The organism is Staphylococcus equorum (assembly GCF_029531845.1).
Lineage (GTDB): Bacteria > Bacillota > Bacilli > Staphylococcales > Staphylococcaceae > Staphylococcus > Staphylococcus equorum_C.
The window spans coordinates 456,648-477,262 of record NZ_JAMBPV010000001.1; the positions used below are offsets into that span (position 1 = coordinate 456,648).

Below are 20,615 nucleotides of genomic sequence, written 5' to 3' on the forward strand. Positions count from 1 at the left end.
CACTCCTTTTTCAGAATATTGTTACTATTATACTAACCATAAACTTAATTACTTTCAAATCTTTTAAGAAAGGTAGAAAATGGGTAAACATAATATAAGCAATCAAAATATGCTTTTGGTAAGCTATGGATATACTACACAAAGAGGAGCGATAGCATGTCTGATCACGTGTACAACTTATTGAAAAAACACCATTCAGTCAGAAAGTTTAAGAAAGAGCCTATTTCAGAAGAGCATATTAAACAACTTGTTGAGGCAGGGCAAAGTGCTTCAACTTCTAGTTATTTACAGACCTATTCCATTATAGGTATAGAAGATCGTGAGATAAAAGAAGATTTAAAAGAAGTATCTGGACAGCCTTATGTTGTAGAAAATGGCTATTTATTTGTTTTTGTAATGGACTATTATAGACATTCAATAGTAAATGAAGATTCAAAACATCACATGGAGACATCATTTGAATCTGCGGAAGGCCTGCTCGTTGGTACGATAGATGCAACGTTAGTAGCACAAAATATCGCTGCTACAGCAGAAGATATGGGTTATGGAATCGTTTATCTAGGCTCGTTAAGAAATGATGTCGAGCGAGTCAAAGAGGTGTTAGACCTACCTGAACATACTTTCCCACTATTCGGTATGGCACTTGGTATTCCTGAAGATGAAGAAGATGGCAGCCCAAAACCACGTTTGCCATTTGAGCATGTTTTTCATCGTGATAGATATAATAGCGATAAGGACGAGCAAAAAGAAGCGTTACAAACATATGATCAAACCGTAAGTGATTATTATAAATCACGCACGAACGGGGAACGTACTGAAACATGGTCTAATCAAATCGCGAATTTTATGAGTGCAAAACAAAGGTTGGACATGTTAGATCAATTGAACAGATCAGGCTTTATAAGAAAATAATATAATAACAAGATAACTAAAGTGTTTCATTTTCATAAACTCATTACATTGTGAAAGGGGTTGGTTAAGTTGAGCATGTTTAATAGATTTTTTAGAAAAAAAATGCATGAGACTGATGAACGTGACATAAATAATCAATATATTTATTCAGCAGAGAACAAACTAACCCCGGAGGAAGCACAAAAGTATTGGGCGAAAATGGCACAAAAAGTTCTAGTTACAGCAATCAATTCAGTAGATCATACAGCTGAACGCATATTTATTTTAATCACCTTTGATGAGAAAGATTCAACAATCGATTTATTTTTTCAAATGGATGGTCAACTCAGAATGTGGAATGACTTGAATAATGAAACCCATAAGAAGGTTATTTTAGGTAGCATCGTTTCACAAGCGCCAAATTTAGTGAAACAAGTGAATTGTTTATACGATAGCGTAGATAAGGCTAGATTAGCATATGCTCAAATTCAATATGAATTTGAGAGTAAGGCTTGGTATTTACATGATATCACGCAAGAAAGCGTTGAGGCGTATTTGGAAAAAGACCCAGCTTTTTTAAAATGGTTTGATGATGTATCGAAAGAAATTGATGCGATTCCGCTAGACGGTAAAGAAAGAATCACTTGGGGGCCATTCAAACCAGAATACTAAATAAAATAAAAACCTTCCTAAACAATGTGAAACGACACGGTTTGGGAAGGTTTTTATATTTTTGATTTTAATCATAGTTTGAATAATTAATGATGGTACTGGTTAAAGGCTGATTAGCCGGTAATTTCGCCATATTCTTCTGAGTTATATGCGTCTTTATCTAAGTTGTCTGTCAGTTTAGCTGTACCTGTACCTGCAAGTAAAGAGTCATTAACGTTCAATGCAGTACGGCCCATATCTATTAATGGTTCTACAGAAATTAACACACCAGCAAGGGCTACGGGTAAATTCAGTGTAGATAATACGATGATTGAGGCAAACGTTGCGCCGCCACCAACACCAGCTACACCAAATGAACTAATAATGACAACACCGATAACTGCCAATATAAATTGTAAGTTAACTTCAACACCGGCAGCGGGTGCTACCATGATCGCTAACATAGCTGGATAAATACCCGCACAACCATTCTGACCGATGGATAAACCAAATGAGGCAGAGAAGTTAGCGATGCCATCTGGCACACCTAAACGATTTTTTTGAGTTTGTACATTAAGTGGTAATGAGCCTGCACTAGAACGAGATGTAAAGGCAAATAGTAATACTTCACCCGTTTTCTTAACGAAAGTAATAGGGTTTAAGCCTAAGCCGGTAACAATAATTAAGTGAATGATATACATTACGATAAGCGCTGCATAAGATGCGAGCACAAATTTACCTAATGTCCATATTGCACCGAAGTCACTTGTAGCAATAGTTGATGTCATAATTGCTAAAATACCATAAGGTGTTAAGCGTAACACGAACGTTACGATAGCCATTACTAAGTTATATAATGCATCGATACCACGTTTTAAGATATGCCCACTTTCAGGTTGTTTACGCATTACACGTAAGAATGCAAAACCAATAAATGCAGCAAATATAACGACTGCAATAGTAGAAGTTGTACGTTGACCTGTAAAATCTAAGAATGGATTACTTGGTAGTAATTCTAAGATTTGCTGTGGCAATGTATTGGCAGCCATGCCTTTAGCCTGACTTGCGAGTTCATTACCTCTTGAACTTTCAGCATTTCCTAAGTCGATAGATGAAGCATCTAAGCCAAAAACAAGGGCAGATACAATACCAACAATAGCTGCGATAGCCACTGTGCCGATTAAGAATATGAAAATATAAATGCCAATTTTAGCAAATTTTTCTCCAATTTGAATTTTAGTGAAAGCTGAAACGATTGAAATAAAGATTAAAGGCATTACTATCATTTGTAATAATGCGATATAGCCATCTCCGACAATACTAAACCAGTCTGTTGTTTGTTTAGTAATCGTAGAATCCACACCATAAATTAGATGAATGAAAATACCATAAATGATACCTACGCCTAAAGCACTGAAAACACGTTTTGGAAATGATACGTGTCTTTTAGCCATTACATATAATCCGATGAGGAAGGCCACAAAAATGATAATGTTAAGGATTGTTAATAACATAAAGAAGGACCTACACTTTCTTAATTTAATTTTTTAATTCCGATAAGCATACTAAGGATATTAGAAAAACTGATAATATTCAAGTCTATTTCGCAAGAAAATTTGAAAATGAAAATGACTTTATATTCTGACAATAATGAAAGGCAGTGAGACCCTGCTGTGGAGATGTTTTCACGTGGTATAGATAGGGATAGATCAGAAGGTTATATATTGGATAATGATATTAAAAAACCACCCCTTGGTTGTTGGGATGGCTCAAATAAATTACAGTATTTGTTATAGATTGAATAAACGAGCAAAAAATCCTTTGCGTTCATCTTTTGGTTCTTCTTTAGCAAGTGGTGATTCATAAGCGTGTGTTTGCTCTGAAGCTGCTTCTTGCTCACTAGATGATGCTATGTCAGTAGCATGATCATTGTCTGGTGTTTTTTGGACCGAGTCATCTTTAGTTTTATCAACTGAAGTTGTATCTTTTTCTTCAGATGATGCTGTAATTGAAGTACTCGTTGTGTCAGTTTCTTTAGCAGTCTCACTTGTAGTAGCTTTACTATCATCAGTTGCTGGCTTAGCTACAGTAGATGGTTGAGCACCAACTTGTGTAATCTCACTATCTTCTACTTGAACTGGGTTTGAAGTGTTTTCAGTACTTACTTTACTGTCTTTAGCTGGATGTGTAGCAGCTGAAGCTTGTTCAGTAGTATTATCAGTTAACTTATCACCTTTACCAGCAGTGGTACCTGTAGAAGCACTGATATGGTCTGTTTCCACATTAGATTTCACAAGTTCTGATTGTTCTTTTTGTGAATCTTGAATCACACTTTGCGTTGTTTTAATTTCATCTGTTGATGTTTGGATAGCTTTTAATGATTCAGTGTTAGCGTCTAATTTTGATGTGATTTGGTTTTGCATTTCATGTAGTTCATTTTGTTGTTGGTGTACTTGGTTAATCATTTGTCCAAGCATTTGACGTTCGTCACGCATTTTTTGGATTTCAGAACGTAAGTCGTCCACAAGTTTAGAAACATTTTGGTCAGTAGGTAGATTACTGTCATTTTCTTTAACAAGTACTTGTAAGAAGTCTTTTTCTTTTTCCAATTCTTCGAAAGCTAAATCATAACTATTTGTTTGTTTAACTTTTTCGGCGATCTCTTGGAAAAGCTCAATATCCTCTTCTTTGAAATCTGTAGCTTCACGGCCACGGTATTCTGTTTTGCTAAGTTGGTAACCACGCTCTTCTAAATGTTGAACGATTTTACGGACTTGTTTTTCACTTAGCTCTACACGTTGTGCAAATTCTTTAGTTAACATAGTAATAAGTCCTTTCATATAAGTGATTTATGTATACGGACGTTTGTCTTCGGTTAGTGAAACGTCAGTCTTACCTCTATGTTAGTCTAAACTGTTTTAACAGTGATTTCAAGTGGTGCCTGCTATCATTTACGCAAATCCATTTCTGTTAGTAGAGGATAAATAACACTTCTAGATATTCTGTTAGCAAATACATACTTTAATATATAATTTGATTTAATACTTGGTCCATAAATATCTTTGGTTAATTCGATATTAGATTTAATAAACAAATCCATAGGTCGTCCCTCTGAAAAACCTTTCAGACTTGGTGCTAAATAATCGATATCATATTGTCTTTCGAAACCATTTTCGAATAAAAACTGACGTCTGTTATCCATAATAGTTATTTCATCTTCAGACACTTCTTCAGGTTCTTTTGGAACTTCCAACATGATGAAGTTAACATCATGAGCATGGAGTTGATTAGATAATTTATTAATTTCTTTTTCCATACGTTTCAGTGTTAGGTTGATTAATTCATCATGGTTAGGTTGATCGAGGGCTATTAAATAAATTAAAAAAGCTGAGTTCGTCGTTGCTTCATAGTGAGCAGTAGCTAAACTCACTGGTTTTTCTGCCTCGATGCCAACTAAAAATAAATAATCATCTTTAGTACGTTCGTTTTTTAACGATTGTTTAAATACTTGTTCGTCCTCTGATAACCCAATATCAAACTTTTCGTCATATATCTTTAAAGCTGATTTGAACAATGGATCATCAATTGATGTTACGGCTTTAAATTCCATAGACACACACCCCCAAATTATTGCGTTCATTATAACATAATAGTTATATTTGTAATTTATTAACATAAGTTCTGAATCTTATTAACAATTACTAAGTAATTGAAAAAGGGCGGGACAGAAATCAAATTTTGATTTCGTATTCCCGCCCCCCACAAGTTTGACTAAACGTCTAGTCAGCTACTGTGTAGTCTCTAATTTATGTGTTCGATATAGCATATTGTATTTATGTTCCAGACTCAAAATGAGTAAGTTAATCGTATGTTTACGATTTTGGTCCGTTCGATTCTTCGGCATAGTGATGCCCAATAACTGATTCTTCCTCATAAGCAGCGTTTGTTTTTTCCACTTCTGCATGTGAAGAAGTATCTCTCGTAGCTACGATAATGTATTTATCGTTTAATATTTCCTTTTTATAATGTTCTTTTTCATCATCAATAATATCATAGTGAGATAAGACCACCTCTTCACCGTCTTCACCAGTCATTATCTTAGCCATTTTATCGCTAAATGATCCACTTGTTGCAATTAAACTCACTTCGGAATTATGTAATTCGTCAATATGAAGTTTTGTTCTAGATAAAACGGATAGCTCTGATTCATCATATCCTTCAGAAACTTTTTCTTTAACTTTTTGTAATAATTCTTCTTCATTTTGTACAATTGTAAATTCTGTCATGTAAAACCCCTCCAGCCATTGTTTTAATGATTATTAAGTATTTACCCAGTTCACATATAGATAAAACGAATACAACTTTATTATATAACGGAATGACAACTCTGACAAACATCATTTGCTCGCCATAGAAAACGTTTACAATTTTGAGAAAAAAGTAATAAAAAGGTCGTCGTGAAGCGCTTACTTGTAATATGTGTATTGAAAATGAAGCTAAAATTTGCTATCATCAGTTAATAATTTATCTAACTCATATAATCTAAAGGATAAGGCTTTAGAAGTTTCTACCATGTCGCCATTAACGATATGACTATGGGTAACCTATACAATACATAAGTAATTCAAATTCATGTGTTTTAAAACGTAGCAAGACGTGTACGTTTTAGAACACTTATTGCTACTGTTGTCACGAATCTAACCTTTTTACATATAATTTGGGAAATGAATGTGAAAAAATTATCTTGAGCAGCATTAGTTATAAGTTGAAGAAGGGCTTCTTCTCGTATTGCAAGTTCACTCATAGATCCTGAAACTAAGTTAGTTTAGGATTTTTTTGTACACAAAATGAGGAGGTTTTTTCGAGTGGATTTGTTGAAACAGAAAGTAGAAGCAGATGGTGTCGTTATTGATGAAAAGATTTTGAAAGTGGACGGATTTTTAAATCATCAAATCGATGCAAGGTTAATGCACGATGTAGGACAAACGTTTTATGAGCAATTTAAGGACGAAGGTATTACTAAAATATTAACGATAGAGGCTTCAGGTATTGCACCAGCTATCATGGCTGCAATGCATTTTGATGTACCGTGTCTATTTGCGAAAAAAGCAGTTCCGAGTACATTAAAGAAAGATGTATTTCAAGCAGATATCCATTCATTCACAAAAAACACAACAAGTACGGTCATTGTTTCAAATGAGTTTTTAGGTGAACATGATCGCGTGTTAATCATAGATGACTTTTTAGCGAACGGCGACGCATCGCTTGGTTTAAACGAAATTGTAGAAAAAGCGAATGCAACTACGGTCGGTGTTGGCATTGTAGTAGAGAAAAGTTTCCAACCCGGTAGAGAACGATTGGAACAAGCTGGACTTACAGTTTCATCACTATGTAAAGTTGCTTCTTTAAGTGGTAACAAAGTAACGTTTCTAGGGGACGAAGCATGAAGACCTTTTTCTTAAGCTTACAACATTTATTGGCAATGTATGCAGGAGCCATCTTAGTTCCTATTATTGTTGGAACAAGTTTAGACTTCTCTCCAGAAGAAATTGCATTCTTAGTGACAGTAGATATTTTTATGTGTGGTGTGGCTACATTTTTACAAGTTTGGAAAGGTACTGGCACAGGATTACCTATTGTATTGGGGTGTACATTCACCGCGGTTGCGCCAATGATTTTGATTGGTCAGACAAAAGGTATTGGTGACTTATATGGTTCACTATTCTTGTCAGGTGTCTTAGTTGTTGTTATTGCACCATTCTTTTCACATTTAGTGAAGCTATTCCCTCCTGTTGTAACAGGTAGTGTGGTTACGATAATAGGAATCAATCTTATGCCAGTTGCAATGAATTATTTAGCTGGTGGAGAAGGCGCAAAAGATTATGGTGACGCTAAGAATATTATGCTTGGTGCGACGACATTAATCGTAATTTTGATAATTCAACGATTTACATCCGGATTTCTAAAATCTATTGCTATTTTAATAGGATTGGTTGTAGGGACGATTTTAGCTTCGATATTTGGTATTGTAGATGTGAAGCAAGTCGGATCAGCGCATTGGTTCGCTTTACCACAACCATTTAGATTTTCAACTTTCAGTTTTGACTTAGGTGCGACGCTTGTATTCTTCATCGTTGCATTAGTCAGCTTGATAGAATCAACAGGTGTGTATCATGCATTAAGTGAGATCACAGGTAAGAAGCTAGAACGTAAAGATTTCCGTAAAGGCTATACTGCGGAAGGTATCGCGATTATATTAGGGTCAATTTTTAATGCTTTCCCATATACAGCGTATTCACAAAATGTTGGGTTGGTATCGTTATCAGGTGCTAAAAAAAACAATGTGATATATGGCATGGTTATATTATTGATCATTTGCGGATGTATTCCTAAATTAGGTGCATTGGCAAATATGATTCCACTTCCAGTATTGGGTGGTGCCATGATAGCTATGTTTGGCATGGTTATGGCATATGGTGTTAGTATATTAGGTAATATTAATTTTAAGAATCAAAATAATTTATTAGTAATTGCTGTATCAGTTGGACTAGGAACGGGTATAAGTGCAGTACCTCAAGCATTTGAAGCATTGGGTGAGCAATTTGCATGGTTGACTCAAAATGGGATTGTACTTGGCGCTATTTCAGCAATTATTTTGAATTTCTTTTTTAATGGTATAAAGAGTCAACAAAATTCGGAAGTTATGAAATAATAACTATAAAACAAATAATAGGAGGCTATACTAGTATGTGGGAAAATAAGTTTGAAAAAGAATCTTTAACTTTTGACGATGTGTTATTGTTACCAGCAGAATCAGATGTTTTACCGAAAGAAGTAGATTTAAGCGTTCAATTATCGGAAGGCATTAAATTGAATATTCCTGTGATTTCAGCGGGTATGGACACAGTGACTGAATCGAAAATGGCGATTTCAATGGCTAGACAAGGCGGACTTGGCGTAATTCATAAAAACATGAACATTGAAGATCAAGCAGACGAAGTTCAAAAAGTAAAACGCTCTGAAAATGGTGTTATTTCAAATCCATTTTTCTTAACACCTGAAGAAAGTGTTTTTGAAGCGGAAGCATTGATGGGTAAATATCGTATCTCAGGCGTACCAATTGTTAACAGTAAAGAAGATAGACAATTCGTAGGTATTATTACAAACCGTGATTTACGTTTTATTGAAGATTTTTCAATTAAAATTTCTGATGTGATGACTAAAGATGGACTTGTTACAGCACCTGTTGGCACAACATTAGACGAAGCTGAAAAATTATTACAAAAACATAAAATCGAAAAACTACCTCTAGTAAAAGAAGGACGTTTAGAAGGTTTAATTACAATTAAAGATATTGAAAAAGTACTTGAATTCCCATATTCAGCTAAAGATGCACATGGTAGATTATTAGTTGGTGCGGCAATCGGTATTGCTAAAGACACAGACATCCGTGCTAAAAAATTAGTTGAAGCTGGTGTAGATGCGTTAGTAATCGATACAGCACATGGCCATTCTAAAGGCGTATTAGACCAAGTTGCGCATATTAAAGAGCAATTCCCACAGGTAACATTAATCGCAGGTAACGTAGCTACTACTGCAGGTACGAAGGCTTTATATGATGCAGGTGCAGATGTAGTTAAAGTAGGTATTGGCCCAGGTTCAATTTGTACAACACGTGTTGTAGCAGGTGTTGGTGTACCTCAAATTACAGCTATCTATGATTGTGCTACAGAAGCGCGTAGACAAGGCAAATCAATTATTGCTGATGGCGGTATTAAATTCTCTGGTGACATCATCAAAGCATTAGCTGCTGGTGGTCATGCAGTAATGTTAGGAAGCTTACTAGCTGGAACTGAAGAAAGTCCTGGCGCAACAGAAGTATTCCAAGGTAGACAATATAAAGTATATAGAGGTATGGGTTCATTAGGTGCTATGGAAAGTGGTTCAAATGACCGTTATTTCCAAGAAGATAAAACACCTAAGAAATTCGTTCCAGAAGGTATTGAAGGCCGTATTGCTTATAAAGGTTCATTACAAGATACAATTTATCAACTTATGGGCGGCGTAAGATCTGGTATGGGTTATACTGGTTCAAGAAACTTAGAAGCACTAAGAGAAGAAGCACAGTTTACACGTATGGGGCCTGCTGGACTAGCAGAAAGTCACCCACACGATGTTCAAATTACAAAAGAATCACCAAATTATTCATTCTAAGTCAAAGGAGATTTAAAAGTTATGGAAATGGCGAAAGAGCAAGAGCTCATACTTGTTTTAGACTTTGGTAGCCAATACAATCAATTAATTACACGTCGTATTCGTGAAATGGGAGTGTACAGTGAATTACATGACCATGAAATGAGTATGGATGAAATTAAACGTTTGAACCCTAAAGGCATTATCCTTTCTGGTGGACCAAATTCAGTTTACGAAGAAGATTCATTTACAATTGATCCAGAAATATATAATTTAGGTGTTCCTATTTTAGGTATTTGTTATGGTATGCAACTTACAACTAAATTATTAGGTGGAAAAGTTGAGCGTGCCAATGAACGCGAATACGGTAAAGCAGTTATTAATGCTAAAACTGATGAATTATTCTTCGGTTTACCAGAAGAACAAAATGTTTGGATGAGTCATTCAGACAAAGTAATTGAAATTCCTGAAGGCTTTGAAGTCATTGCAGATAGCCCAAGCACGAGTTATGCAGCTATCGAAGATAAAGAACGTCGCATTTATGGCGTGCAATTCCACCCAGAAGTACGTCATACAGAATTCGGTAACGATTTATTACGTAACTTTGTACGTCGCGTCTGCGATTGTACAGGCGAATGGTCAATGGAAAACTTTATCGATATTGAAATTGAAAAAATCCGTAACCTCGTTGGCGATCGTAAAGTTCTTTCTGCAATGAGCGGTGGGGTAGATTCGTCAGTAGTTTCAGTATTACTGCATAAAGCAATCGGTGACCAATTAACATGTATCTTCGTAGACCATGGTCTTTTACGTAAAGGCGAAGGCGACATGGTAATGGAACAATTTGGTGAAGGTTTCAATATGAACATTATTCGTGTGGACGCACAAGAACGTTTCATGAGTAAATTAAAAGGTGTATCAGATCCAGAACAAAAACGTAAAATCATTGGTAATGAATTTATTTATGTATTTGATGATGAATCATCTAAGTTAGAAGGCGTAGACTTCCTAGCTCAAGGTACATTGTATACGGATGTTATTGAATCAGGTACGAAAACTGCACAAACAATTAAATCACACCATAACGTTGGTGGATTACCAGAAGATATGGATTTCCAATTAATCGAACCAATCAATACATTGTTTAAAGACGAAGTACGTGAATTAGGTATCGAATTAGGAATTCCAGAACATTTAGTATGGAGACAACCATTCCCAGGTCCTGGACTTGGTATTCGTGTACTTGGAGAAATCACAGAAGATAAACTAGAAATTGTACGTGAATCTGATGCGATTTTAAGACAAGTTGTACGTGAAGAAGGTCTTGAACGTGAGATTTGGCAATACTTCACGGTATTACCAGGCATCCAATCTGTAGGTGTTATGGGAGACTACCGCACGTATGATCACACAGTAGGCATTCGTGCTGTAACTTCTATTGATGGCATGACAAGTGACTTCGCACGCATTGACTGGGAAGTCTTACAAAAGATTTCAAGTCGTATTGTAAACGAAGTAGACCACGTCAACCGTGTCGTCTATGACATTACATCTAAGCCACCAAGCACAATCGAGTGGGAATAATATTTTGAAATGAAACACCCCCTTAGGCATAGGCTTGAGGGGGTGTTTTTGTGATTTTCTGAGATAGATAATTTTAGTGCCCTGGGTTGAAAAAATGCTCGGAATTTTTATATAAATATATTTTAAGTTGTTGTAAACTATATCCGGAAACACTTCTATAAATATTCAACATAAGGAGGCAAATATAATGTGTGAAAATTTTATCGAATTTGTATTTGAACAGTTAAATATCAAGAAAAGTGTAGCTGTATGAATTATATAATGTATTTATTTTGTATGTTTATTTGGGTAATATTGTTAGTGGGTACATCTATATTTGATTAGTCGAATTATAAATTTTATTTATAAGGTTTTATATGATGTAATTTATGATATAAATGTTAAAATGGATGTCCTTATACAAGTGTTTGTATAAGGACATTCTCAAGTTAAGGAGATTTATTAATATTGAACAAAGTGATAGATTATTTCACTAAAGCACTTTATTTTTGTTTAAACCTCTGTATTGCAATATTAGGAGTTATTTTAGTCGTATTTTTATTTCAAGAATGTTGGGGTATGATTTATACCTTTATAGAAAATAAAAATGTGAAGTATAATTATGTCGTAGAGAAAATGTTGATTGCTTTCATGCATATCGAATTCATACTTTTAATCATACAATATTTCAGAAAGAATTATCATTTCTCATTACAATTTTTTATTTATGTAGGAATTACGGCAGTGATTCGATTTATTATTGTAGAGCATTATAATGCAATTGAAACATTGCTTCTTGCAGTGACAATTGGTGTATTAATATTTTGCTTACACTTATTGAAACGCTATTCATTAGATTAAAAATTAAGACGCAGATTTTGTGACTGAAATACTAATAAGCATTTAGAATGTAAAAAAGGGAGATTTATAATTGATAAAAAAGGTAAAAAGCACATTAAGTAAATATGTAAAAAACGGTAAATTAGAGCAAGGCTTGTATAAAATAAGTGATAAACTTAAAAAGAAAACAGGAAAAGATTACTCAAAATATGTAAGTAAAATAATGGATCAATTACGTAAAAGAGTATAATATAACCTGAAAATAGAATCATTTGAAACAATGGAGCGCACTTGCTAGAGTGTCTTCATTGTTTTTTTGTAGTGAATTTATGTTCTAAACGACGATGTAATTAGTGATCATATTAATGAAAGGCGTAGTGTACACAGGTTTAACTGAAAATAAAATGAGTCGAGCAACACAATATATTCGTATCAAAGATTAAAAATTAAAATTAAATTAGAAATAGGGGTGTACAAAATGAGTATAACTCGTTATAATAGGTATTAAGTAATTTAGTTCGTGAAATTGATTTGTAGTTTTATTCTTTTGAATTTACTCCTTTTGATTTTTTAAGACAGATTACAAATATTAGTGCAAAAGCACATGGAGGAATTTAATATGAATAACGGTACAGTTAAATGGTTTAATGCAGAAAAAGGTTTTGGTTTCATCGAGGTTGAAGGTGGAAACGACGTATTCGTACACTTCTCAGCAATCACTCAAGAAGGCTACAAATCATTAGAAGAAGGCCAAGCTGTTGAATTCGAAATCGTTGAAGGCGACCGCGGTCCTCAAGCAGCTAACGTTGTTAAATTATAATAACGGCTAAAAGACGAGTATAACTCGTCTTTTTTTATGCCCAAATTTAATTTTAAAACGACTAATAATAGTATAAAACGTAAAACCCTTTAATCTAATATAGTGAATTGACTCCAAATTGTGGGAATACAATAAAAACACTTTCGTTGAATTCATACATTAAAATAAATTTATACGGAGGTGTTTTTTCTATGAAAAGAGTTGTTTATTCATTCGAAACCAAAAACAAAGTGATTGAGATGAAAATGGAATTAAAAGAAGACGTTTTTTTAAGAAAGGTGAAAAACCTCGAACTCATCACATTCATGTATTTCGAAGTACAGATGACTATGAGATTAATCGTCATATAGCACTAAGATATTACTTGCGTGCACACGAATACAGTGAATTTTAAAAAAAGTTAGCACAATATTTTCGCTATGATATAGATGGATATTGTGAAGGAAAAGATATTTTAACATGGTATTTGAATTAACAAGAGAGAATTAAAGCGTAGTTTGAAAAAAATATTTAAATGCCCTTGTCTTCAGATTATTACTCTGAGACAAGGGCATTTGTTGTAAATTTTTGAAAAATAGTAGCGTACAAAATTAATCCGCCATAGTGAAATCAGAAAGGTATAAGGCAATTCGAATATTTAACGAATACATCGGATCTTCAATATTCACACCAATCAAGTTACTACATTTATTAATTCTATATTTAACAGTATTACGGTGAATATATATTTTTTCAGCAGTTTTTGTTATATCACATTGGTTATCCATATAGACTTGTAAAGTTTGTTTCAGTTCTACATCCTTTTTGTTTTTAGGATAGCTTAGTGGCCCTAAATTATGTTTAATAAAGGGCTGTAATTTCTCTTTAGGTATTAATTGTAAAAGCTCTTTTATATCTTTTGACTGATAGTAAGAAATAAATTCCTGTTTATTTTTTAGTGAACCATTTTCAAATGCTTCATTTGCTTCGAAAAATGAGGAGGATATCTCCGTGAACTCTGTAACTTCATTGCCTATACCAAAGGAAATACTTCCTTCAAAATGATTACCGTAGCTATTTTGAATTTGCACAAGATAGTCATAATAATAGTCATGTCGATTTTGCATTAAAATAGCAAAACGATTCGTACTTGGTATTTTGTAAATACTAATATAATCATCTATCTCAGTAAACATGTGTTGTAGCCAGTGAAATGTTAGTTGATATCGTTCATTGAGATAATAACTATTTTCTAAACTATCTGGAGTATCAATGTCACAAATAATAATTTGATAATAATCAGATTCAAAAATATTATAGCGTTTGAGCAATTCTGCATGTCTTTTAATAGAAAGCGTTTGGTCATTTTGGTTATTAACTAAAGATTCAAAAAAGCGATTAATATCATTTTGCTCTGCTTCTTCAATTTTTGTATTTTTGTATAATGCGAAACTCAATACACTGACGACTTGTTCAATTGTCAATAAGCTGAAAGGATACGACAATTTATTGACTTGTGAGACCATTAAATAGTAAGGGAAATACGTATATCCCAAAACTTTAAAGATGACATGATCTTTATTTTCAAAAACTTGTTTATTTTTATCATAAACAGATGACTGCTTATAATGATTAAGGAAATAACCAATATGTTCGTTAGTTAACTTTTTATTTTGATCATAATGATGACTTAATGCCTTAGGTGCTTTGAAAGGATCGAAAAGTATGATAGGTACGCCTAGTAGCTTGCTCATACGTTGAATCATTGTATTGATACTATAACCTTTGATGAGTAGTTGATTTAGCTCTTGTTGGATACGTAAAGCATAGTTTAGTTTTCCAGTTTCTGAATCTGAAATATAAGAAGAAATTTGGTGTGTAATTTCACCTAAATTCCAATTTTCTGGAATTTCTATCAATGGAAAACCTAATTTATCTGCAAAGGCGATAACATCTTTGTCGATTTCATATAAAAATCTAGAGACTTTTATACCAAGACCTGCCGTATTTATATCATGTAAATCTTTAATCAGTCTTTTTAAATCTACTTGATTCTCTTGAAATAAAACGCCGGTTGTGAGTATAAAAGAGTTTTGAGATGTGAAATGTTTGATGTCATTATTTTCAGTAATATCTAAATTTGAAACTTCTGATGACAAATCTCCGTTTTTGTTAATCAGTTCTAACCCTTTAAACTGAGGAATGGACAAAATTTCGTTTAGTGTAGTCATGTTTGAATCCTCCGTTTCCATCTTCTTATATAATTAGGAATATTATTGTTTCTGTCAATTTATATTCATATATACTTATATAATAGTATAAATCCTATAAAAAATAATGTTATATAAAAATTATTATACACATGTTTTGTTCAAAATATATAATGTTTCACTTAATATATGTCATTACTAACAAAGAAAAACGCTTACATAAGTAATAAACTAATTATTAAAGATTAAAAAAGTTATTAGCTTATTAAAGCAAAGGAGATATATATAGATGGGGAGACAGGGGAATGAAACAGTTTATGACCAATCTTTCTTTGAAAAGCGTGGTTATAATAAAGACATAATGCCGAAGACATCAACGCAGAGAAATAATTCTGCATTCAACTTTTTCACTTTATGGATGGGTGCTGTTCATAATATACCTAACTATACAGCAGTTGGTGGGTTTCTATTAATAGGATTATCACCATTGCAAGTAATATTTGCATTGATTCTAAGTTCATTTGTTATTGCGATGTTACTAGTTGCTAATGGCTATGCCGGTTCTAAATATGGCATACCTTTTGCAATGCAATTACGAGATACATATGGCGATATTGGTGCTAAATTACCTGGTGTGTTACGTGGTGTTGTTGCTGGAATCGCATGGTTTGGTTTACAAACATTTGCAGGTTCTCAAGCATTATTAATTTTATTAAATAAAATTTTTCCAGGATTTGAAAATATTGGGGGTGGGATAACAATCTTAGGTATTTCAGTACCTGGCCTTATCGCCTTTTTGATTTTCTGGGCAATTAGTTTTGCAATTGGTTTTGGTGGAGGAGATATATTAAATAAATTCACTGCTATATTGAATCCTCTGATTTATATTGTATTTGGTGGTATGGCCATATGGGGTCTTACTGTCGCTGGTGGTTTCAGTAATATTATGAATTATGAGATATCAACGAAAACAGATGGCATTATTTATCCAGCGATATTATCATTTGTTTTGATTTTCAACTCTTTATTAGGTGTTTGGGCAGGCCCAGGGTCAAGTGTTTCAGACTTCACACAAAATGCAAAATCTACTAAAACTCAAATTATTGGTCAAATTTCAGGTATTGTTGTTGCACATGTCTTATTCGCGATTGCGAGTGTGTTTATCATTATCGGTGGTTCAATTTACCTAGGACATCAAGAGTGGAATATTTTAACTATTATTAATGAATGGAGTAACTTCTGGGCAATATTGATCTCGACAGGTGTACTATTAATGACAACCATTTCTACTAATGCAACGAGTAACATTATACCTGCTGCATATCAATTGAGTGCATTACTACCTAAGTGGATTAACTACAAACGAGGTGTAGTAATTGCTTCAGTACTAAGTGTTGTCATTATGCCATGGAAAATGATGGAAAGCGAAGACAGTATCTTTTTATTCTTAAATGCAATTGGTGCGATACTTGGTCCTGTTGCTGGTGTAATGATTGTGCATTTCTACCTAGTAACCAGATGTCATATAGATATTGATAAATTATATTTTGATTTGCATGACAAAAACGTAAAAATACAAAGAATTAACGTTTCTGCCTATATCGCAACAATATTAGGTGTTGTGATATCACTACTAGGTTTCTTGCCAGCGTTTACAGTGATTTCTGATTTTTCATGGTTTATAGGATTCTTTATATCCAGTTTAGTTTATATAGTTTTGCATTATTCAGTTAAATTATTTTCAAAAAAACAAGAAGGAGTGAATTATAATGAAATATGATTTAATTTTAAAAAATGGATTAGTTATTTTAGAAGATAGTCAAGAGAATGTAGAAATCGGTGTCAAAGATGGCAAAATTGCTGCGATTGGACAAGATTTAGGTGAAGCGGAAACAGTGGTTGACGCTCAAAACCAAATCGTTTCACCAGGTATGGTAGATGCGCATGTTCATATCACTGAACCAGGTGGCGGTTATCGTGATGGTTGGGAAGGTTATGTAACAGGAACAAGTGCAGCAGCTAAAGGTGGCGTAACTTCATTTATTGAAATGCCTTTAAATCAAGTACCTGCTACAACAGATAAAGCATCTATTCAAGCAAAATTTGATGCTGGTAAAGATGAACTTTCAGTAGATGTTGCGAGTTATGGTGGTTTAGTACCATATAACTTAAACGGAGGTATACAAGAATTAGATGAAGCAGGCGTTGTGGCTTATAAAGCATTTTTAGCAACATGTGGAGATCGCTCAATCGAAGGCGATTTTGAAAACGTGGATGACTATTCATTATACGAAGGTATGAAGCAAATTGCTAAAACAGGTAAAATACTTTCAATTCACTCTGAAAATGCGACGATTACAGATCGTTTAGGTGAAATTGCTAAAGCAAATGGTGAAACAACTTTAAGTGCATATGTCGATAGTCGACCAGTTTTTACTGAAGTTGAGCCAATTCGTAAAATCATTTTATTCGCTAAAGAAACTGGTTGTCGTGTACATATTGTGCATGTTGCTTGTGAAGAAGGCGTAGATGAAATTATTAAAGCGCAACAAGAAGGTGTAGATATTACGTGTGAAACTTGTACACATTACTTATATTTCTGTAAAGAAGAACTAGATGATATAGGGCCAGTTGTAAAATGTTCACCCCCAATCCGAGAACAGTCTCGTTTAGAAGGTATGTGGCGTCGTGTGTTAAATGGTGATATTAGTTTTGTTACTTCAGACCATTCGCCATGTACACCAGACTTAAAAGATACAGATAATGCGTTTGAAGCTTGGGGAGGTATCGCAGGTTTACAAAATAATGTTGATATACTATTTGACGAAGGAGTCCAAAAACGTCATTTGTCACTACAAAAATTTGCTGATATTATAGCTACAGCACCTGCAAAACGTTTCGGTTTAGACTCAAAAGGTAGCATCGCAGTCGGTAAAGATGCAGACTTTGTACTCATTAAACCGAATGCACCATACACATTAGCAGCTGAAGATTTAGCATACCGTAATAAAATGAGTCCTTACATTGGGCGTGAAATTGGTGTGCAAGTAATACAAACCATTTTAAGAGGACAAGAAATTTATAACCAACGAACTGGTATTTCTGAAAAACGTGTTGGACAATTTATTTAAGATTGATTTTTTAAAAATATGGCAACTACTGCTTTATATAAATCATTTTTGAGCATTAAATATATTAAAGTTTAACAACATAAAACGTCTTAAAATTATTTTAGGGTGTTTAAATAAAAAATAAGTCTAGGACAATTATGCTCCTAGACTTATTTTTTTATAATCATTGATAAAATACTCCTTACAAAAGTTTATGTTTCTCAGTGCCCTCTTCAATAAGGAATAACTCCTTGACTTTAAAAGATTAATTTATGATTGAAACGAAATTAGTACCTAACTATTTCTATACTAGTTTCAATTATAAATAAGACAAGCAATGTAAGCGTAAATGCGCCTATAAATGCTGTGATTAAGAAATACATACCTGATGGTATTAATAAAGATGTGCCTATAAATGCACCTAAAACACCTGAAATCAGACTGACAATGACAGTGGGAATTGAGTTGCTCGTTAACCAAAGCGATAAACTGATGCCTACAATAGCACCTACGATTAGTGTGAGAATGATACTCATCAAAATCCCTCCAGTAGGTTATGATTTCCGTTAAGTGTAACACTTATTTATAGACAATCTAGTACAAAGACTTGTAATTTTACTACATTTGTTAGTTGGATAAAACAATTGTACAACCGCTTTTGTAATGAAATGCTTGAGGCATTAGTGGTAGTGTGATTAGTAGGTTAAAAATACAAGGGGAAAAGGAAATGGCTCTAATTATTTAGCGATATTATAAAAATTTTCTTGAAAGTTAAACTTTTAACATATAACTTGCGTATATTTATTGAATACACATGTAAATATACATATAGGATAGGTATTTCTAGATACTGAATTTAAACTAAGGAGGGGACGGCATGAAAGACGAAAATGATCTGTATAGATCAATAATCGATAAAAAGGACAGTGAGAGCTTAGAAATCCTATATGATCGATATGAGTCATTGTTATTTAATTTGGCTTACAAAATTACAAAAGATGTTCAATCTAGTGAAGAAGTTTTGCAAGATGTTTTCATGAAAATTTGGAATCAAAAAGCAATTTTTAAACCAAATAAAGGGAAAATGTCGACTTGGCTTATTACGTTATGCCGTAATAAATCTATTGATATGCTAAGAAAAAATAAGCATCTTGAAAATGAGTTTGATGAGGATTTCCAAGGAATACAAAACAATCATCTACCAGAATATGACTTATTGGATAAGGAAGTGTCTGAAGAAATTAAAAAAATGATTTCACTTTTAAATAAAGACCAACAAAAGATTATTTATTTGTTTTATTATAAAGGTTTGAGTCAGCAAGAAATTGCTGATAAATTACAAACCCCATTAGGAACTGTTAAGAGCAGAATGAGACTGTCAATTAAGCATTTGAATGATTATTCTAAAAAACATTTGAGAAGGGAGCGTGGAGAAAATGAAAGATAATAAAGTTGATAAGCTATACGATTATTTCAATGACAATCTGAGCGAAAGTGAAAAAGAGCAAGTCGAAAAAGAATTAGATTTGTCACCTGAAAGTCATGAGACTTTAGACGACCTAAACGTTCTTCACGATTCACTTCCTTACAGCAATAAAGAAATTGAACCACCAACAGGTATGAAGAAAAGAATTTTAACGTCGGTGCTAGATGAAGAAAACAATTTAAACGAAGAAGTAGAAAAAGAACAGCAAGCAGATGAAGTTGATACGAAAAGTGAAAATCAACAAACAGCGCATATTTCAAAATACAAGAAGAAAAAATCTAAAAGTGTTATTGCCAAACGGGTATCGATAGGCGTTATAGTAGCACTATTGTTCTTATCTATTATAGGTAATGGCGTGCAATATTTTGGATATAAGGAATCTCAAAATCAATCATCTTCAATGATTAATACGAATGATGCGCAAGCAATAAATTTAAATTCTATGACCGGAGATGAAGTGCAAGGACAAGCCTATCTGTCTGACCCAAATAGTACAAAAGATAGAAAATTAATGGTTGAAGCCAATGATATTACAGCAACAAAAGGTAATGAAGTTTATCAAGTGTGGATATTAAAAGGCGAGCAAGCACACCCTGCAGGCACGTTTGCGAGTGCGAATGATAAGGGTATGGTTGTTTTTGACTTGAGTAATGTAGATGTTGATAAAGAAGATAAAATAGCAATCACATTAGAACCGTCACCTAACAATACGCAACCTAAAGGACAAATGATTATGTCTAGTAACGAAATTTAACTTGGTTTTGATTTAGAAAAAAACTATTTTGAAAGGATCACAGATTAATGTGATCCTTTTCTTTGGTTTATACGTATACTTTATAATTACTTTTTTAATATGCATATTTAAGTATTAT

20 protein-coding genes and 1 riboswitch are annotated in these 20,615 nt (G+C 33.5%); of the genes, 14 read left to right on the forward strand and 6 right to left on the reverse strand.

The window, feature by feature from the left end:
* Positions 1-156 precede the first annotated feature (156 nt).
* Together nfsA and M4L39_RS02020 are read left to right on the forward strand one after the other, a co-directional pair.
* The gene (nfsA, locus tag M4L39_RS02015) at positions 157-912 is read left to right on the forward strand and encodes an oxygen-insensitive NADPH nitroreductase (protein WP_277580497.1); all 756 of its coding nucleotides are present in this window, start codon (positions 157-159) and stop codon (positions 910-912) included.
* Between the two features lie 75 nt (positions 913-987).
* Positions 988-1,563 (forward strand): hypothetical protein, encoded by a 576-nt coding sequence (locus M4L39_RS02020; RefSeq protein WP_277580498.1) that lies wholly within the window; start codon positions 988-990, stop codon positions 1,561-1,563.
* 113 nt (positions 1,564-1,676) lie between these two features.
* Here the strand turns inward: M4L39_RS02020 and M4L39_RS02025 are convergent, their stop codons facing one another.
* From M4L39_RS02025 to M4L39_RS02040, 4 genes are all read right to left on the reverse strand, one after another.
* Complete coding sequence (locus M4L39_RS02025) at positions 1,677-3,056, reverse strand: L-cystine transporter (protein ID WP_277580499.1); 1,380 nt, start codon at positions 3,054-3,056, stop codon at positions 1,677-1,679.
* 276 nt (positions 3,057-3,332) lie between these two features.
* A complete protein-coding gene (locus M4L39_RS02030; RefSeq protein WP_277580500.1) occupies positions 3,333-4,364 on the reverse strand; it encodes a hypothetical protein in 1,032 nt (343 codons plus the stop codon).
* Positions 4,365-4,489: 125 nt separating this feature from the next.
* Entirely contained in the window at positions 4,490-5,152 is a 663-nt protein-coding gene (locus tag M4L39_RS02035; RefSeq protein ID WP_277580501.1) for a hypothetical protein, read from the reverse strand.
* Between the two features lie 262 nt (positions 5,153-5,414).
* Positions 5,415-5,828 carry a general stress protein gene (locus M4L39_RS02040; protein WP_277580502.1) on the reverse strand — a complete coding sequence of 138 codons (414 nt, stop codon included), beginning with the start codon at positions 5,826-5,828 and terminating at the stop codon, positions 5,415-5,417.
* A gap of 227 nt (positions 5,829-6,055) precedes the next feature.
* Positions 6,056-6,158: riboswitch (purine riboswitch) on the forward strand.
* A gap of 249 nt (positions 6,159-6,407) precedes the next feature.
* On the opposite strand from M4L39_RS02040, the gene xpt reads away from it, so the two are divergent.
* The 8 genes from xpt to M4L39_RS02080 all read left to right on the forward strand — a co-directional run bounded on the left by xpt (position 6,408) and on the right by M4L39_RS02080 (position 13,352).
* A complete protein-coding gene (xpt, locus tag M4L39_RS02045; protein WP_277580503.1) occupies positions 6,408-6,989 on the forward strand; it encodes a xanthine phosphoribosyltransferase in 582 nt (193 codons plus the stop codon).
* Positions 6,986-8,254, forward strand: coding sequence for a xanthine permease PbuX (gene pbuX / locus M4L39_RS02050; RefSeq protein ID WP_277580504.1), 1,269 nt, complete (start codon positions 6,986-6,988; stop codon positions 8,252-8,254). Before xpt ends, pbuX begins: the two co-directional genes overlap by 4 nt.
* A gap of 35 nt (positions 8,255-8,289) precedes the next feature.
* A complete protein-coding gene (gene guaB / locus M4L39_RS02055) occupies positions 8,290-9,756 on the forward strand; it encodes an IMP dehydrogenase (RefSeq protein WP_002506046.1) in 1,467 nt (488 codons plus the stop codon).
* Between the two features lie 21 nt (positions 9,757-9,777).
* Positions 9,778-11,319 carry a glutamine-hydrolyzing GMP synthase gene (gene guaA / locus M4L39_RS02060; protein ID WP_277580505.1) on the forward strand — a complete coding sequence of 514 codons (1,542 nt, stop codon included), beginning with the start codon at positions 9,778-9,780 and terminating at the stop codon, positions 11,317-11,319.
* A 456-nt stretch (positions 11,320-11,775) separates the two neighbouring features.
* Complete coding sequence (locus M4L39_RS02065) at positions 11,776-12,159, forward strand: phosphate-starvation-inducible PsiE family protein (RefSeq protein WP_230456613.1); 384 nt, start codon at positions 11,776-11,778, stop codon at positions 12,157-12,159.
* Between the two features lie 70 nt (positions 12,160-12,229).
* Positions 12,230-12,388, forward strand: coding sequence for a hypothetical protein (locus tag M4L39_RS02070; protein WP_176721514.1), 159 nt, complete (start codon positions 12,230-12,232; stop codon positions 12,386-12,388).
* Positions 12,389-12,757: 369 nt separating this feature from the next.
* Complete coding sequence (cspD, locus tag M4L39_RS02075; RefSeq protein WP_002506017.1) at positions 12,758-12,958, forward strand: cold-shock protein CspD; 201 nt, start codon at positions 12,758-12,760, stop codon at positions 12,956-12,958.
* A gap of 301 nt (positions 12,959-13,259) precedes the next feature.
* Entirely contained in the window at positions 13,260-13,352 is a 93-nt protein-coding gene (locus M4L39_RS02080) for a hypothetical protein (protein WP_277580566.1), read from the forward strand.
* A 196-nt stretch (positions 13,353-13,548) separates the two neighbouring features.
* Here the strand turns inward: M4L39_RS02080 and M4L39_RS02085 are convergent, their stop codons facing one another.
* A complete protein-coding gene (locus M4L39_RS02085) occupies positions 13,549-15,168 on the reverse strand; it encodes a PucR family transcriptional regulator (RefSeq protein WP_277580506.1) in 1,620 nt (539 codons plus the stop codon).
* Between the two features lie 268 nt (positions 15,169-15,436).
* Here M4L39_RS02085 and allW point away from each other — a divergent pair, with 268 nt between their 5' ends.
* Both allW and allB read left to right on the forward strand, forming a co-directional pair.
* Complete coding sequence (gene allW, locus M4L39_RS02090) at positions 15,437-16,927, forward strand: allantoin permease (RefSeq protein WP_277580507.1); 1,491 nt, start codon at positions 15,437-15,439, stop codon at positions 16,925-16,927.
* Positions 16,917-18,278, forward strand: coding sequence for an allantoinase AllB (allB, locus tag M4L39_RS02095; RefSeq protein WP_277580508.1), 1,362 nt, complete (start codon positions 16,917-16,919; stop codon positions 18,276-18,278). The genes allW and allB overlap by 11 nt, the downstream gene beginning before the upstream one ends.
* 266 nt (positions 18,279-18,544) lie before the next feature.
* Here the strand turns inward: allB and M4L39_RS02100 are convergent, their stop codons facing one another.
* On the reverse strand, positions 18,545-18,793 hold the full coding sequence (locus M4L39_RS02100) for a hypothetical protein (protein ID WP_277580509.1): 249 nt from the start codon (positions 18,791-18,793) through the stop codon (positions 18,545-18,547).
* 341 nt (positions 18,794-19,134) lie between these two features.
* Between M4L39_RS02100 and M4L39_RS02105 the strand changes: the two genes are divergently transcribed.
* Complete coding sequence (locus M4L39_RS02105) at positions 19,135-19,704, forward strand: RNA polymerase sigma factor (RefSeq protein WP_277580510.1); 570 nt, start codon at positions 19,135-19,137, stop codon at positions 19,702-19,704.
* Positions 19,694-20,497 carry an anti-sigma factor gene (locus M4L39_RS02110; protein ID WP_277580511.1) on the forward strand — a complete coding sequence of 268 codons (804 nt, stop codon included), beginning with the start codon at positions 19,694-19,696 and terminating at the stop codon, positions 20,495-20,497. Before M4L39_RS02105 ends, M4L39_RS02110 begins: the two co-directional genes overlap by 11 nt.
* The last annotated feature ends 118 nt before the right edge of the window (positions 20,498-20,615 follow it).